At 39.3% G+C, this 13,841-nt stretch carries 15 protein-coding genes; 14 read left to right on the top strand and 1 reads right to left on the bottom strand.

The window, feature by feature from the left end:
• The first annotated feature begins 16 nt into the window (after positions 1-16).
• The 13 genes from AAAT26_RS08340 to ftsH all read left to right on the top strand — a co-directional run bounded on the left by AAAT26_RS08340 (position 17) and on the right by ftsH (position 11,296).
• Entirely contained in the window at positions 17-1,573 is a 1,557-nt protein-coding gene (locus AAAT26_RS08340) for an ABC-F family ATP-binding cassette domain-containing protein (RefSeq protein ID WP_349209089.1), read from the top strand.
• Between the two features lie 8 nt (positions 1,574-1,581).
• Complete coding sequence (gene folE / locus AAAT26_RS08335; protein ID WP_004695394.1) at positions 1,582-2,151, top strand: GTP cyclohydrolase I; 570 nt, start codon at positions 1,582-1,584, stop codon at positions 2,149-2,151.
• A complete protein-coding gene (gene folP, locus AAAT26_RS08330; protein WP_349209088.1) occupies positions 2,144-2,977 on the top strand; it encodes a dihydropteroate synthase in 834 nt (277 codons plus the stop codon). Before folE ends, folP begins: the two co-directional genes overlap by 8 nt.
• Entirely contained in the window at positions 2,977-3,339 is a 363-nt protein-coding gene (folB, locus tag AAAT26_RS08325) for a dihydroneopterin aldolase (protein ID WP_004698484.1), read from the top strand. Before folP ends, folB begins: the two co-directional genes overlap by 1 nt.
• Positions 3,339-3,809, top strand: coding sequence for a 2-amino-4-hydroxy-6-hydroxymethyldihydropteridine diphosphokinase (gene folK, locus AAAT26_RS08320; protein ID WP_004698513.1), 471 nt, complete (start codon positions 3,339-3,341; stop codon positions 3,807-3,809). The genes folB and folK overlap by 1 nt, the downstream gene beginning before the upstream one ends.
• A gap of 101 nt (positions 3,810-3,910) precedes the next feature.
• On the top strand, positions 3,911-4,726 hold the full coding sequence (locus AAAT26_RS08315; protein ID WP_278472536.1) for a hypothetical protein: 816 nt from the start codon (positions 3,911-3,913) through the stop codon (positions 4,724-4,726).
• Between the two features lie 94 nt (positions 4,727-4,820).
• The gene (locus tag AAAT26_RS08310) at positions 4,821-5,768 is read left to right on the top strand and encodes an L-lactate dehydrogenase (RefSeq protein WP_118091601.1); all 948 of its coding nucleotides are present in this window, start codon (positions 4,821-4,823) and stop codon (positions 5,766-5,768) included.
• Between the two features lie 177 nt (positions 5,769-5,945).
• Positions 5,946-6,278, top strand: a complete 333-nt coding sequence (locus tag AAAT26_RS08305; RefSeq protein WP_278472532.1) for an FtsB family cell division protein — start codon at positions 5,946-5,948, stop codon at positions 6,276-6,278.
• Between the two features lie 69 nt (positions 6,279-6,347).
• Positions 6,348-6,749, top strand: coding sequence for a S1 RNA-binding domain-containing protein (locus tag AAAT26_RS08300; protein WP_004695410.1), 402 nt, complete (start codon positions 6,348-6,350; stop codon positions 6,747-6,749).
• A gap of 97 nt (positions 6,750-6,846) precedes the next feature.
• Entirely contained in the window at positions 6,847-7,743 is an 897-nt protein-coding gene (locus tag AAAT26_RS08295; RefSeq protein WP_123138493.1) for a Ppx/GppA phosphatase family protein, read from the top strand.
• Positions 7,712-8,710 carry a tRNA lysidine(34) synthetase TilS gene (gene tilS / locus AAAT26_RS08290; RefSeq protein ID WP_123138494.1) on the top strand — a complete coding sequence of 333 codons (999 nt, stop codon included), beginning with the start codon at positions 7,712-7,714 and terminating at the stop codon, positions 8,708-8,710. Before AAAT26_RS08295 ends, tilS begins: the two co-directional genes overlap by 32 nt.
• Before the next feature lie 23 nt (positions 8,711-8,733).
• Positions 8,734-9,279 (top strand): hypoxanthine phosphoribosyltransferase, encoded by a 546-nt coding sequence (hpt, locus tag AAAT26_RS08285; protein ID WP_004698467.1) that lies wholly within the window; start codon positions 8,734-8,736, stop codon positions 9,277-9,279.
• Positions 9,280-9,367: 88 nt separating this feature from the next.
• Positions 9,368-11,296, top strand: a complete 1,929-nt coding sequence (gene ftsH / locus AAAT26_RS08280) for an ATP-dependent zinc metalloprotease FtsH (protein ID WP_349209087.1) — start codon at positions 9,368-9,370, stop codon at positions 11,294-11,296.
• A 53-nt stretch (positions 11,297-11,349) separates the two neighbouring features.
• On the opposite strand, the gene AAAT26_RS08275 is transcribed toward ftsH, so the two are convergent.
• Positions 11,350-12,693 carry a threonine/serine exporter family protein gene (locus AAAT26_RS08275; RefSeq protein ID WP_004695419.1) on the bottom strand — a complete coding sequence of 448 codons (1,344 nt, stop codon included), beginning with the start codon at positions 12,691-12,693 and terminating at the stop codon, positions 11,350-11,352.
• Between the two features lie 171 nt (positions 12,694-12,864).
• Between AAAT26_RS08275 and AAAT26_RS08270 the strand changes: the two genes are divergently transcribed.
• Positions 12,865-13,839 (top strand): biotin--[acetyl-CoA-carboxylase] ligase, encoded by a 975-nt coding sequence (locus AAAT26_RS08270; RefSeq protein ID WP_123138496.1) that lies wholly within the window; start codon positions 12,865-12,867, stop codon positions 13,837-13,839.
• Positions 13,840-13,841: the final 2 nt, after the last annotated feature.

Genomic DNA, 13,841 nt, shown 5'->3' with positions numbered 1-13,841 from the left:
TCCGGTGGAGATAGATATGAGTGTTTTAACCGTTTCAAATGTAACTCATGGTTTTGGAGCGCGACAAATTTTAGATGATGCATCATTCCGTTTGCTAAAAGGTGAACATGTAGGCCTCATTGGTGCAAATGGTGAAGGTAAATCTACGTTTCTTAATATCATTACAGGTAAATTGCCACCTGATGAGGGGAAAATTGAATGGTCCAATCAGGTAACTGTTGGGTATTTGGATCAACATGCTGTTCTTGAAAAAGGTATGACCATCCGTGATGTATTACAACGTGCTTTTGATGATTTATTCGTCATGGAGCAAAACATTAACGATGCGTATAATCGCATGGGTGATGTGTCCGAAGATGAAATGAATAAGCTACTTGAACAGGTAGGGGAATGGCAAGAAATTCTTGAGCAACGTGGGTTCTATGAAATTGATGCGGTTATTGAGCGTACCGCTGCCGGATTGGGACTTATGGATATCGGCTTAGATCGAGATGTAATAGAGCTCAGCGGTGGTCAACGTACCAAGGTTTTGCTCACAAAACTATTACTAGAGAAACCGACTATTTTGCTCTTAGACGAACCGACAAACTATCTTGATGTGGAGCATATTCAGTGGTTGCAAAACTATTTGCAAAATTATGAAAATGCCTTTATCTTGATTTCTCATGATATGGAGTTTTTAAACTCCGTAGTCAATGTTATTTACCATATCGAACAAGCGGTGCTTACGCGTTATACTGGTGATTATCATCAGTTCCAAGCTGCTTACGAGGTGAAAAAAGCGCAAGCAGCTAAGGCGTATGAACGTCAACAGCAAGAGATTGAGCGTATGGAAGACTTTATTCAGCGCAATAAAGCGCGCGTTGCAACACGTGGTATGGCAAATTCTCGAGCAAAGCGCTTAGAAAAGATGGAAATTCTAGAAAAGCCAAAAGAGTATATCAAGCCCACTTTTGGCTTTAAAGAAGGCCGTACGCCAAGTCGCTTTATCGTAGAGGCTTTTGGATTGCAATTAGGTTATGATGAACCATTAACAAGACCAGTAGACTTTCAAATTGAAAGAAACAAAAAAATTGCTATTCGCGGTGTCAATGGTTTAGGTAAAACAACGTTGTTGAAGACTATTTTAGGTCTATTAAAGCCTGTTAGTGGTGAGTTGGTAAAAGGTGAATTCTTACAAGTTGGCTATTTTGCCCAAGAGGATACGCCATCTAATTCTGAAACAGCATTAGATTATATTTGGAATGAATATCCGGCGATGACAAATGCAGAGGTGCGTGCAGCATTAGCTCGTTGTGGCCTTACAAATGAACATATTACGTCTCAAATGCGCGTACTTTCAGGTGGTGAGAATGCGAAGGTTCGCCTATGTAAGCTCATGCAGAATAAGTACAATGTGTTGGTCCTAGACGAACCGACTAACCATTTAGACATATATGCAAAAGAAGAACTGAGCCGTGCACTACGTGATTTTAAAGGTACAATTATATTGGTAAGTCACGAGCCTGAATTCTATCAAGATTGGGTTACGGATATTTGGAATATTGAAGATTGGACGACAAAGATTGTTTAGGAGGACCGATGAATCAACGTGCAAATGACGGGATAAAGCAATTCTTAGAGGCTTTATCTGTTGATACAGAGGCACCAGAGTTAGAAAAGACACCAAGTCGTGTAACAGAATTATATGGTGAGTTATTTAGTGGCGTAGGAGTCGAAACAAAATCGGTATGGGGTGAAACGTTTAGCACTGATTACAAGGGACTTATAGCCGTTACAGGTATTCCCTTTTATTCTATGTGTGAGCACCACTTATTGCCATTCTTTGGGACTGTAGACATTGTGTATCAACCCAAGGATGGATGTGTGGCAGGGCTCAGTAAGTTTCAAGATGTTGTTAATATACTCAGTCGCAGACCGCAATTACAAGAGCGGTTAGCATCTGAATTAGCAGATGCGATAATGAATGATTTATCTGCTCATGGTGTTTTTGTTCGTATTACATCGACTCAATTATGTATGCTTATTAAAGGAACTATGCAGCAAGATTCAAAGGTAATTACATTAGAAAGCCGAGGCGTATTAGCTGAAACAGGTACAGTAAGGGATGAAGCGTTGGCAATGTTAGGCGGAGGACAGGTAAATGTTTAAACGTAGAAATTATACATGGAATGATGGCAAAAACTTATCTTTGTGTGATCGTACCCTTATCATGGGTATACTGAATGGTACACCTGACTCCTTCTCTGATGGGGGAAAATTTAATACACCAGAAACAGCTATTGCTCATGTAAAACAAATGATTGAAGATGGTGCAGATATTATCGATTTAGGCGTTGAATCTACACGCCCTGGTTCTACACCTTTGACCGCAGACGAGGAAATAGAACGCTTATCTCTATTAATAGAGCCTGTCTTACAGGCCTCTACAGTTCCTGTGTCTATCGATACATATCATGCTAAAACCGCAGAATATGCCTTCTCAAAAGGGGCACATATTCTAAATGATGTATGGGGCTTACATTATGATCCTGACATGGCCGCAGTAGTGGCTAAATATAAGGTACCTGTTATCATCATGCATAATAGTAATGATACAAATTATGGTGATATTATTGAAGATATGAAAGCATTCTTCTTCTGTGCTATCGATAAAGCGTTGAAAGAGGGGGTAACGCCACAACAAATCTGGCTTGACCCAGGTATTGGCTTTGGTAAAACTGAAGAACAAAATATTGAAGTTATGCAACGCTTGGGTGAGTTAACGGCTTACGAATATCCTGTTTTACTTGCTCCAAGCCGCAAGCGTTTCATCGGATCTATGTTAGGCGGATTGCCTCCAGAAGATCGCGATGAAGGTACGGTAGCTGCTTGTATTACAGGTGTATTCCAAGGCGTTGACATGGTGCGTGTTCACAATGTGAAAATGCACAAACGCGCCTTAGCTGTAGCAGACGGCTTGTTACGAGGTGAATAATGGATAGAATCGTTTTAAAAAATATGGCATTCTACGGATACCACGGAAATTTGGCATCTGAGCAAGAACAAGGGCAACGATTTTTTGTAGATGTAGAAATAATAACTGATCTTACAAAGGCCGGTCAAAGTGATCAATTAGAGGACTCAATCAATTATGTAGAGGTATATGAAATTGTAGAATCAATTATGACTGGTGAAAAGTACAATCTTTTAGAACGATTAGGGGCGCTTATCGCCGATTCCTTGTACCAACATTATCAAGGTATTGTAGGTCTCTCTGTAACGGTGCGTAAACCATCTGTACCGATTTCAGGCATTTTGGATTATGTTGAGGTTATCACTACAAGAGGACAAATTTGATGTATACCTATTACATCAGTGTAGGCTCGAATATAGGGGACAAGAGTGACTACATCAATTCTGCTTTTCAATCCTTACAACAACATGGGGCAATTTCTAAGCTAGTCACTTCTTCTCTTATTGAAACTGAGCCGTGGGGATATACGGAACAAGATACCTTTGTTAATGGCGTATGGTCTTGTGAAAGCACTCTAGAACCACATCAAATGCTCAGCCTTATTCAGCAATTAGAGCAGGCGGCTGGACGAAAACGATTGATTCATTGGGGCCCTCGCACATTAGATTTGGATATTATTTTAGTGTACGATACAGAGGGGAAAATGATTTCTCTGTGTGATGAAAGTCTTGTGATACCGCATCCTCATTTTTGGAATCGTAATTTTGTACTAGAACCGCTATCTCAGCTGTTACCAACTTTCACATATAAAGGGGTTAAGGTTGCCGACCGATTATCTCAATTGGAGGTATAAGCTAGAATCGTATATAAGCTAATGTTAGATACATTGTAAACATGATACAGATTGTACGCATGCTCTTACGTTTTATGATTGGGGAGTCATGGAGAGTGTAGATGAATATAAAACGTATTGGATTATTTGTACTGGCACTTATTATAATGGGCATATCTTACTGGCTTGCTGTAGGGGCAAATTATGATAGCAAAACAGTACGTATTGATCCAGAAGCGCATACACTGGTTAATTCTAGTGATGCCATTATTTCAAAACGAATATTAGCTATGAAGACCAGTGGATCGCAAGTGTATTTCTTAGGTTATGAAGGACTAGGGATTTATAATTTATCTGATAATACACTTCGCTTGATGCCCATTACCTTTAGAGGGCAACATATAGAACCTCCTAAATCGGGTGATTACCAACGAGGTTTACGGAATATAACAAAGGTAAAAGCATTGTCTGACTTCAGTAATGATGAGCAAGACGAATTTAAAAGTTTGTTGGACTCTACCGATGGAGGGGCCCATTATTATGGTGACTTTTACCATTCTGGTTATGAGTCGTCCCTCATTGATTTGAAGGACCAGTATTTTATTACGAATACAGTACGTGCATTAAAACGTGTTAATCATACATTATATGTGTATGATGGATCAGGTTTTATTATTATAGATTTAGATAATCGTCGTATCCAAGGGTTCTTTAATAACCGCATTAGTGGTGAAGGCTCTAAGGGTGTACCTGATAGCTTACGTGGGCACTATGGTTCTGACTTTACTATGATATATGCATTATCAAAATTGGATCCTACAGATTTGGATATTTTATGGTCCATGCGTAAACAATATTTAGAAAAATCTCCTCAAGCGATGGAAGGAAAAGATTTGTTCCCACTCAATCTGGATGAGATGAATTTAAATGAGTTATGATTCTATTAAGATAAATCATATACAGATATACGTGATTTAAATAATTGGCATTTGAGGATATGCTATCGTTTTATGCTAAGGTATGGAGGCTCTTATGAAGTTACGTAAGGTAGGTATTATTGGCACTGGCCATGTAGGCTCTCATGTGGCATTTTCTTTAGCCTTGCAAGGTGAGGTTGATGAATTATATTTGATGGATATTGACGAGAAAAAAGCTCAGGCGCAAGCTATGGATATTAATGATGCCGTTAGCTATATTCCACATCAAGTAACTGCTACCTCAGGCCCTATTGAAGAATGTGGAGATTGTGATATCCTCGTTTTTAGTGCGGGGCCTTTGCCGAATTTGTATCAGGATCGCCTTGAGAGCCTTGGTGAAACAGTGGCTGTACTAAAAGATGTTATTCCACGTATTAAGCAGTCTTCTTTTCAAGGTTTCATCATTTCAATTTCTAATCCTGCTGATGTGGTAGCTACCTATTTATGTAAACATCTTGAGTGGAATCCTAAGCGTATTATTTCAACGGGAACCGCTCTAGATTCAGCTAGATTGCAAAAAGAATTAGCTCATATCTTTACTATTAGTAATCGCTCTATTACGGCCTACTGTTTAGGTGAACATGGAGGTAGTGCCATGGTGCCGTGGTCCCATGTCTGTGTACAAGGTAAACCACTTTTAGAATTATATCGAGAGCTACCTCATAGATTTCCTAAACTTGACCATACAAAAGTACTAGATGATGTTAAAATTGGTGGCTATCATGTACTAGCTGGTAAAGGTTCTACGGAGTTTGGTATTGCGAGTGCTACCACAGAATTGATTCGCGCCGTATTCCATGATGAAAAGAAGGTATTGCCTTGCTCCTGTTATTTAAATGGACAATATGGAGAAGAAGGAATATTTGCATCTACTCCTGCTGTTATTGGTAAAGATGGCATCGAAGATGTTTTTGAACTGCAACTAACCAATGAAGAGCTAGCCTTATTTAAAGCTTCTTGTGCTGTCATTCGTGAACATGTTGCAAAGGCTGAGACTATGTAAGTGGATATTTACTTTTGTATATAGAAAGTTTACATTGCATATGGAGTTTTAAATTTATACGGATTTATGTTATCGTTCTTAATGAGAAATATCTGTAATTTTCTTTAGTCCCAAGCTCTGTTATGTGGTATAATCTAAAAATGACAGTATACAGATGATGAATATTTGGGGGACATTATGACTCAGGACACTATGGATGTACAACGCCCAAAAAGGCCACGCAAACGGGTTCGTCCTAATCGCAAAGCACAGGATCAGCGTATTATCCTCATGTGGATCAAGCGGATTGGCATAGGGATTATGGTGCTGTTACTGTTAGGGCAGGCTTATCGCTTGGTGGCTGTATATCAAGAAAAACAACATATAGAGCAACAATTGCAAGAGTTACAGCAGCGAAATGAAGAGTTAGAACAGGAAAAGGCTAGGTTACAAGATCCAAAGACCATAGAAGGGCTTGCTCGTGAGGAGTTAGGATTGGTAAAGCCTGGTGAAGTACCATATGTAAAATAGAGTGTATTCTATTATTTTTTCTTTGCATCAGTTTGTAGTTTAAGGTTTCCGCATTAATTAGGAGGTTGCATGGCAATCGAAGTTGGTAACATTATTGATGGTACCGTATCAGGTATTACAAAATTCGGCGTATTTGTTGATTTAGGAGAAAAGCAAACAGGGTTAGTTCATATCTCTGAAGTAGCTCATGGATATATCGAAGATATTAATACCCTTTTAAAAGTTGAGGATCCGGTAAAGGTTAAGGTTTTATCTATTGATGGTAATAAAATAGGACTTTCCATTCGTCAAACACAACCTAAAGAGGGGATGGACGAAGAAAAACGTCCTCATCGTGTTCAATCGAAACAAAGCATAGAGTCTTTCGAAGCGAAGATGAAATCATTCTTGCGCGATAGCAATGAACGATTACACGATTTAAAACGCAATACCGAAGGAAAACGCGGAGGCCGAGGTGGTCGTCGAGATTAATAGTGAGAGATGGCATCTAGCCATCTCTTTACTTATGTATAGAGTATTAACGCTATAATAGTATTAGAAAAATGCTATTTATATGTAAGGAGCAATTATGAAGTTAGCAATTATAGATATTGGCTCTAATTCGGTGCGTTTATTATTGGCTACCTATGAGAATAACGAGTGGCGTTATGAGCCTAAGCAGTTGTGGACTACCCGTTTAGGTCAACGAAATACAGATGGTACCTTGCGAGATGAATCCATGGAAGCATCCTATCAAGCCTTTACGGATATACAAAAAATAGCAAATGAATACGGTGCTGACTATTGCTTTGGTTTTGCGACGAGTGCTGTTCGTGAAGCAGCCAATGGACTTGCATTTATGGAACGTATTAATGAATACTGTCCCATGGAGTGGCGAATTTTATCTGGTGCTGAAGAGGCTATTTATGGTTTTAATGGTGCGTTAGGAGATCAATTAAAGGATGGACGTCATTATACGACCATCGATATTGGTGGAGGTAGTACAGAACTTGCATTAGGTAACAAGGACGGAGTGTACTGGAGTCGTTCTTATCCTGTGGGAGCGGTACGCCTTCAATCTATATCTGACGAAGGGCCTCAACGAGTGTGGGAGGAAACTCGTTTTCTTTGGGATCCGATGATGATTGAAGGTGAATTTGGTGAATTTATCGGTATTGGAGGAACCCTAACAACCTTGGCTGCTATTGATTTAGGTTTAGACCATTATGATGGCACAAAGGTACAAGGTCATAAATTGAGCCGTGAAACGGTGGAAGGCATTATTATGAAATTGCGGTATATGAGTCGTGATGAGAGACTACAAGTAAAAGGTTTACCCGCTGGGCGTGCCGACATTATTGTTGCTGGGGCAGAGATTTTAACGTCCTTTATGGATTCCTATGAGGTCCCTCATGTATTTGTGAGCGACCAAGATGGTATGGAGGCGATGGCCCGTGAATGTGAAAGCACTCATTCGAACCGTTAATCACACTTTAAAATTACATGATATATTTCCTGAGAATTGTCGTATCTTGGTAGCTTGTTCTGGTGGTCCTGATTCGATGGCTTTATTGCATTTATTGCAAGATATTGCTACACATCGCCATACAGTATATGAGCTTGGAGTTGCTATCGTAGATCATTGTATTCGTCCTGAAAGTAAGGATGAGGTCCTATGGTTACGAAATCAAGCGGACGTACTAGGACTGCCATTTTATACGGCTGTCTTTGACGTGCCTAAATTGAGTCAAGCTCAAAAGCTATCAGAGGAAACTATAGGCCGCCAAGTTCGGTATCAATGGCTAACCGGTATAGCACAGTCTGAGGGGTATGACTATATTGCAGTAGCTCATCATAAAGATGACCAAGCAGAATCAATTTTAGCACATCTTATTAGAGGGACTGGACTTAATGGTTTGACAGGCATGGCCGTTGTTAGTAATGATTATACTGTTCCAGTAGTAAGACCTCTGTTAGATGTCACAAAAGAAGAATTACTTCTATATTTAAAAGAGAAAGATATTTCTTACTGTATAGATAGTACAAATGAGGATGTACGATATCAAAGAAATAGAATTCGTCATTGCATTATACCTGAGTTAAAAGCCATTAATCCTATCGTTATCGATGCTATAGTAAGGCTAGGGGCTTCTGTACGCGAAGACATTTCTCTTATTTCTAATTTAACGGATATGGCGTTTGATGAGTTAGTAACTATCTCTGATGAGGGCGCGTTTATATCTCGTAGGGGGTTACGTAAGAAGCCGTTGTCTATCCAACGTCGATTGTGGCAAAGACTGGTGAGCATCTTTGATCCTGAAATCAAGCTTACCACTGCTCATCAAGAGCAATTACTCGATATTGTTAACACTGGGGAAGGGAAAACTTTCAATATTAAAAGTATAAAAGTAAGTGCTCAATGTGATACAATAAAGGTATATTGCAAACATTAATATGAATCGCGGAGGTCATATAGATGCATCAAGATGCAAAAGATATTTTATATACAGAGGAACAATTAAAGGCTCGTGTGGCTGAATTAGGTCGTCAAATCAGTGCTGACTATAAAGGGGAATCCGTAGTTCTCGTAGGTGTATTGAAAGGTGCTATCGTTTTCTTTACAGATTTAGCTCGCTCTATCGATGAGAATGTGGATGTAAGCTTCGATTTTATTTCTTGCTCTAGCTATGGCAGTGGTACAACTAGTACAGGGGTAGTTCGAATTTTAAAAGATTTGGATCGCTCTGTAGAAGGAAAGCATGTACTCGTTGTAGAAGATATTGTAGATACGGGTACAACATTACATTACTTGCTAGAAAATTTACATGCTCGTGGAGCTAAAAGTGTACGCCTTGCAGCGTTGTTGAATAAGCCTGAACGCCGTAAAATGGATGTAGAAGTAGACTATGTAGGTTTTGTCATCCCTGACTACTTTGTTATCGGCTATGGTTTAGACTATGCAGAAAAATATCGTCACTTACCTTATATAGGTATTTTAAAGGAAGAAATGTATCAAGATTAAAAATATGATATAATATATGAGTGCATCTCTCAACGAGATGTACTCAATTCGTTTATGCCACTAAACTATTATTGAAAGGGGTAATATTTTGGGTCGATTTACAAAAAATATCGTCCTTTATTTACTTATCATTGCCGCTTTCGTTATCGCCATTGACGCTTTCTCTGGTCAAAGTGCGAATAAATCTGAACTCAGTTATACAGGATTTATTCAACAAGTACAACAGAAAAAGGTTGAGTCCGTAACGATTACCAATGATCATGGTATTAAAGGTAAACTAAAAAATGGAACAGAATTCAATTCTTATGCGCCAACTGATGAAACGTTAATCAAAACTTTACAAGATAATGGTGTAGAAATTACTGCAGCTCCACCTGAGCAACCAGCTTGGTGGATGAGCTTGTTAGGTTCTGCTATTCCGATTATCATTTTGGTAGTATTATTCTTCTTCATCATGCAACAAACGCAAGGTGGCGGTGGCCGAGTGATGAACTTTGGTAAAAGCCGTGCTAAATTGATGGGTGAAGGCAATGTAAAGGTTAGCTTCAAAGATGTAGCTGGTGCTGAAGAAGCAAAACAAGAATTAGAAGAAGTAGTAGAATTCTTAAAGGATCCAGGCAAATTTACAACTATCGGTGCTAAAATTCCGAAAGGTGTATTATTGGCAGGACCTCCAGGTACAGGCAAAACATTACTTGCTAAAGCTGTTGCTGGTGAAGCAGGGGTACCATTCTTTACGATTTCTGGTTCTGACTTTGTAGAGATGTTCGTTGGTGTTGGTGCTTCTCGTGTGCGTGATCTTTTCACACAAGCGAAAAAGAACGCCCCATGTATCATCTTTATAGACGAAATTGATGCGGTTGGTCGCCAACGTGGTGCCGGCCTTGGTGGTGGTCACGATGAACGTGAACAAACATTGAACCAATTGCTCGTTGAAATGGATGGCTTTGGTGCCAACGAAGGTATTATTACTATCGCTGCAACAAACCGCCCAGATATTCTAGATCCTGCACTCTTGCGTCCAGGTCGTTTTGACCGTCAAGTTATTGTAGGTCGTCCAGATCTACGCGGCCGTGAAGCAATTTTGAAAGTTCATGCTCGTAATAAGCCTTTGGCTGACGATGTAGACTTGAAAATAATTGCGAAGAAAACACCAGGCTTTACTGGTGCAGACTTGAGCAATTTGTTAAATGAAGCAGCTCTTTTGGCGGCTCGTCTTAACAAAAAAGTAATTACTATGGCTGAAGTTGAAGAAGCCAGTGAAAAAGTTAGTATGGGACCTGAACGCCGCAGTCATATTGTGAGCGATAAGGATCGTAAATTGACAGCATACCATGAATCTGGTCATGCTATCGTGGCACATCTATTGCCTCATGCAGATCCTGTTCATAAAGTAACAATTATTCCTCGTGGTGCAGCTGGTGGATACACTATGATGCTTCCTACTGAGGAACAAAACTACAAAACAAAATCTCAATTATTAGCAGATATTCGAGTCGCTCTTGGTGGTCGAATTGCAGAAGCCTTGATTTTAGATGAAATCAGTACAGGCGCTTCAGGTGACTTGCAAAGCGTAACTAATACTGCTCGCGCTATGGTAACGCGTTGGGGGATGAGCGATGAGCTTGGTTCTATCGTGTTTGGTGAACAACAAGAACAAATCTTCTTAGGAAAAAACCTGGGCCATGAGCGCAACTATAGTGAAGAAATCGCTGCGAAAATCGACTCTGAAATTCATCGTATCGTAGAAGAAGCTTATAAAGATGTAACAAAACTTCTTAGCGATAATGAAAAATTCTTACATGACATGGCAAATGCTTTGTTAGAAGAGGAAACAATCGATGCGAAAGCGGTAGATAATCTTTACAAATATGGTACAACAAAAGAACCTGAAGCTGAGGAGCCTAAAGTAGCTTCTGAAGTAGAAGGTAGCGTAGTACCAGATAGTGTTGATGCTAAAGAAACAACTAGTACTGTAGCAGATCTTAGTGAAGCATCATCTAATGAAATTAAATAATGGATTTTGTCCAAATGAAAAAGAGCTAGCCTTCTAAAAAGGCTAGCTCTTTTTTACTGTCCATCGTTTATATGACGTGTGGCAAGAAGTTCTGTCATGCGTTGTTCTTTTAGTTTTTGCAAATATTTTTGTGCCAAAACATTTGGTATAGCTACACCGATTGCTATAGCTATAGTTGTAAATGTGCCAGTTACACCATTTTGTATCATAAGGATTAGACTAGCATCATTTAATGCATTGATGTGTAACATGTCGAAGAGAAATCGGTAGTACAATATACCGGGCATTAATGCGATGGCAGACGGTACGATAATGATAGTGCTAGATGTTTTTAACCAAGTAGAAACTTTTACAAAAATAATACTCATAATGGCAGCACCAATAAAGGTAGCACCTGGTGTAGAAAATCCTAATTCTACGGATAGTATATTGCGAATACATACACATAGTACGCCACCAATACCAATGGATACTAATAGTCTGACAGGAGCATTAAAAAGTACCGCAAAAGCGGCCGCAGCTGTAAAAGAACCGATAACTTGCTCTATGGAAATAACATGAGGTTTAATATCAACAAAATTAAATGCTGGTGCAGGGCTAAAGTAGAGTGCCATAGCCATACCTAAAGTCATGCTACCCACGATGAGTAGTGTTCTTATAGCGCGTGTCATGCCCGATAAAATATGATTATTAATGATATCGATGACACAATTGATCAATGGTACCCCAGGAATCATGAACAAGGTACAGCAAACGAGTACATATAGTAAGGATTCATTATTTACATGACTATAAAAAGCGTAAGCCGATATCATGGCACCAAATCCGCCTAATGCGATTCCTACATATTCATTAAGACCTAATCTGCCTGATAGGGTGCGCGTAAAATAACCAATACTAGAACATATGATGGTAACAATGAATGCGATGATATCGCCACTGTAGAGGTATGCAAGACCTGCTGATCCTAGTGCACAAGCTAGTCCTTTTATCCAGTTTGGATACGTTGGTATAGTTGTATCCAGTTTGGCAATTAGTCGTTCATAGGTCGTTAGTGAGTAATGTCGCTCAAATGCGCGCCATGTGAGCTTTGATACGGCATTGATCATAGCCATATTCGGAATATGAACCGGTGTTTTTCTGAAGACCGTTATGGATCGTTCTTTGTGTAATAGATTGACCATAATAGTGGTATATGAAATATGGATATTTAAGTAATCATGAGGAATTCCCATAAATGTTGCAGCTTTTAGCATTTCCTCAATGATTCGATTTGTATTTGCCCCACATTCCATTAGTAACTTCCCTATATTGAGTAGTACATCCAGTTTTCGATGAATATGGATAAAAGGGTTCTCTAAAACTTGATTTTTCTCTTCTAATGTAAACTGTTTCATATATCTCTCCGAAGGATAATAGATAGCATTATTGTTATCTATTTTTTTATGTATACCTTTATACTATATACATTATACCATTAATTATTTTAAATAATCCTTGCATTTTACAAGGTACACTTGTACAATCGAATTGTAAACCTAGGTTGACAAAGAAAGGGGCTCTAAACTATGCGTGATGAAGTGCTAGAATTCTTGAGACAAAACCAAGGTAGTTTCGTATCGGGACAAGATATGTCCGAAGCCTGCCATGTTTCGCGCACAGCTATTTGGAAACATATCAAGGCGTTACGTCAAAAAGGCTACAAAATTGAATCTTATACCAAGAGAGGGTATCGATTATTGGAAGAACCTGATTTGTTGAGCCCCTTGGCAATGAAACAAATCTTAAAAACAGATGTATTTGGTAAACGATATGTTTATATGGATACTACGGAGTCTACGAACTTAGAAGCTCGTCGTTTAGCTCAACAAGGTGCAGAAGAAGGCACGGTTGTGGTTACTGAGGAACAGGCTGCTGGTCGTGGGCGCTTATCTCGTGGTTGGTATTCTCCATTTGGCAAGGGCTTGTGGTTTAGTTTGATTTTACGCCCTGATTTTCCACCTGTAGAGGCTCCAAAGTGTACTTTGATGGCTGCAGTGGCTTTAACAAAGGCCTTTCATAAGATGGGACTCACTGATGCGGGGATAAAGTGGCCTAATGATATTCTTGTGAATGGTCGTAAGCTAGTAGGTATTTTGACTGAAATGTCTGGTTCTATGGAAGAAATTTCTCATATTGTAATGGGCATTGGGGTCAACGTAAAAACAAAACAAGAAGAATTACCAGAAGAGTTAAAATTAATTGCTACATCCCTTGCGATGGAAGATATTGATATTGAGCGCACAGAAGCATTTAGACTTATATTAGAAGAATTAGAACATCAATATTATGAAGTGCTCGATAGTGGCTTTGACGAAACCCTTAATGAATGGCGTCAATTATCTGTTACTCTCGGTGAAGAAATTGAAGTGCGTGCTCCTGGCAATACCTATGAAGGGGCAGCTACAGATATTGATGAAGATGGTAATTTATTAGTAAGAATCCCAGATGGGACAATTAAACGTATTGTGGCAGGGGACGTATCAATTCGTCCGCGTAAATAGGA

Source organism: Veillonella parvula, assembly GCF_040094895.1.
In the GTDB taxonomy this organism is placed as follows: Bacteria; Bacillota; Negativicutes; order Veillonellales; family Veillonellaceae; genus Veillonella; species Veillonella parvula_L.
Note: the sequence above shows the minus strand (reverse complement) of the source record. Positions and strands in the feature narration are given on the sequence as shown.

Bases quoted from the DNA above. Each gene is read 5' to 3' on its own strand.
- AAAT26_RS08310 (WP_118091601.1), top strand. From the start codon at position 4,821: ATGAAGTTACGTAAGGTAGGTATTATTGGCACTGGCCATGTAGGCTCT.
- AAAT26_RS08305 (WP_278472532.1), top strand. From the start codon at position 5,946: ATGACTCAGGACACTATGGATGTACAACGCCCAAAAAGGCCACGCAAA.
- AAAT26_RS08275 (WP_004695419.1), bottom strand. From the start codon at position 12,693: ATGAAACAGTTTACATTAGAAGAGAAAAATCAAGTTTTAGAGAACCCT.
- AAAT26_RS08315 (WP_278472536.1), top strand. From the start codon at position 3,911: ATGAATATAAAACGTATTGGATTATTTGTACTGGCACTTATTATAATG.
- hpt (WP_004698467.1), top strand. From the start codon at position 8,734: ATGCATCAAGATGCAAAAGATATTTTATATACAGAGGAACAATTAAAG.
- AAAT26_RS08340 (WP_349209089.1), top strand. From the start codon at position 17: ATGAGTGTTTTAACCGTTTCAAATGTAACTCATGGTTTTGGAGCGCGA.
- folP (WP_349209088.1), top strand. From the start codon at position 2,144: ATGTTTAAACGTAGAAATTATACATGGAATGATGGCAAAAACTTATCT.
- AAAT26_RS08270 (WP_123138496.1), top strand. From the start codon at position 12,865: ATGCGTGATGAAGTGCTAGAATTCTTGAGACAAAACCAAGGTAGTTTC.
- folB (WP_004698484.1), top strand. From the start codon at position 2,977: ATGGATAGAATCGTTTTAAAAAATATGGCATTCTACGGATACCACGGA.
- folK (WP_004698513.1), top strand. From the start codon at position 3,339: ATGTATACCTATTACATCAGTGTAGGCTCGAATATAGGGGACAAGAGT.
- AAAT26_RS08300 (WP_004695410.1), top strand. From the start codon at position 6,348: ATGGCAATCGAAGTTGGTAACATTATTGATGGTACCGTATCAGGTATT.
- AAAT26_RS08295 (WP_123138493.1), top strand. From the start codon at position 6,847: ATGAAGTTAGCAATTATAGATATTGGCTCTAATTCGGTGCGTTTATTA.
- folE (WP_004695394.1), top strand. From the start codon at position 1,582: ATGAATCAACGTGCAAATGACGGGATAAAGCAATTCTTAGAGGCTTTA.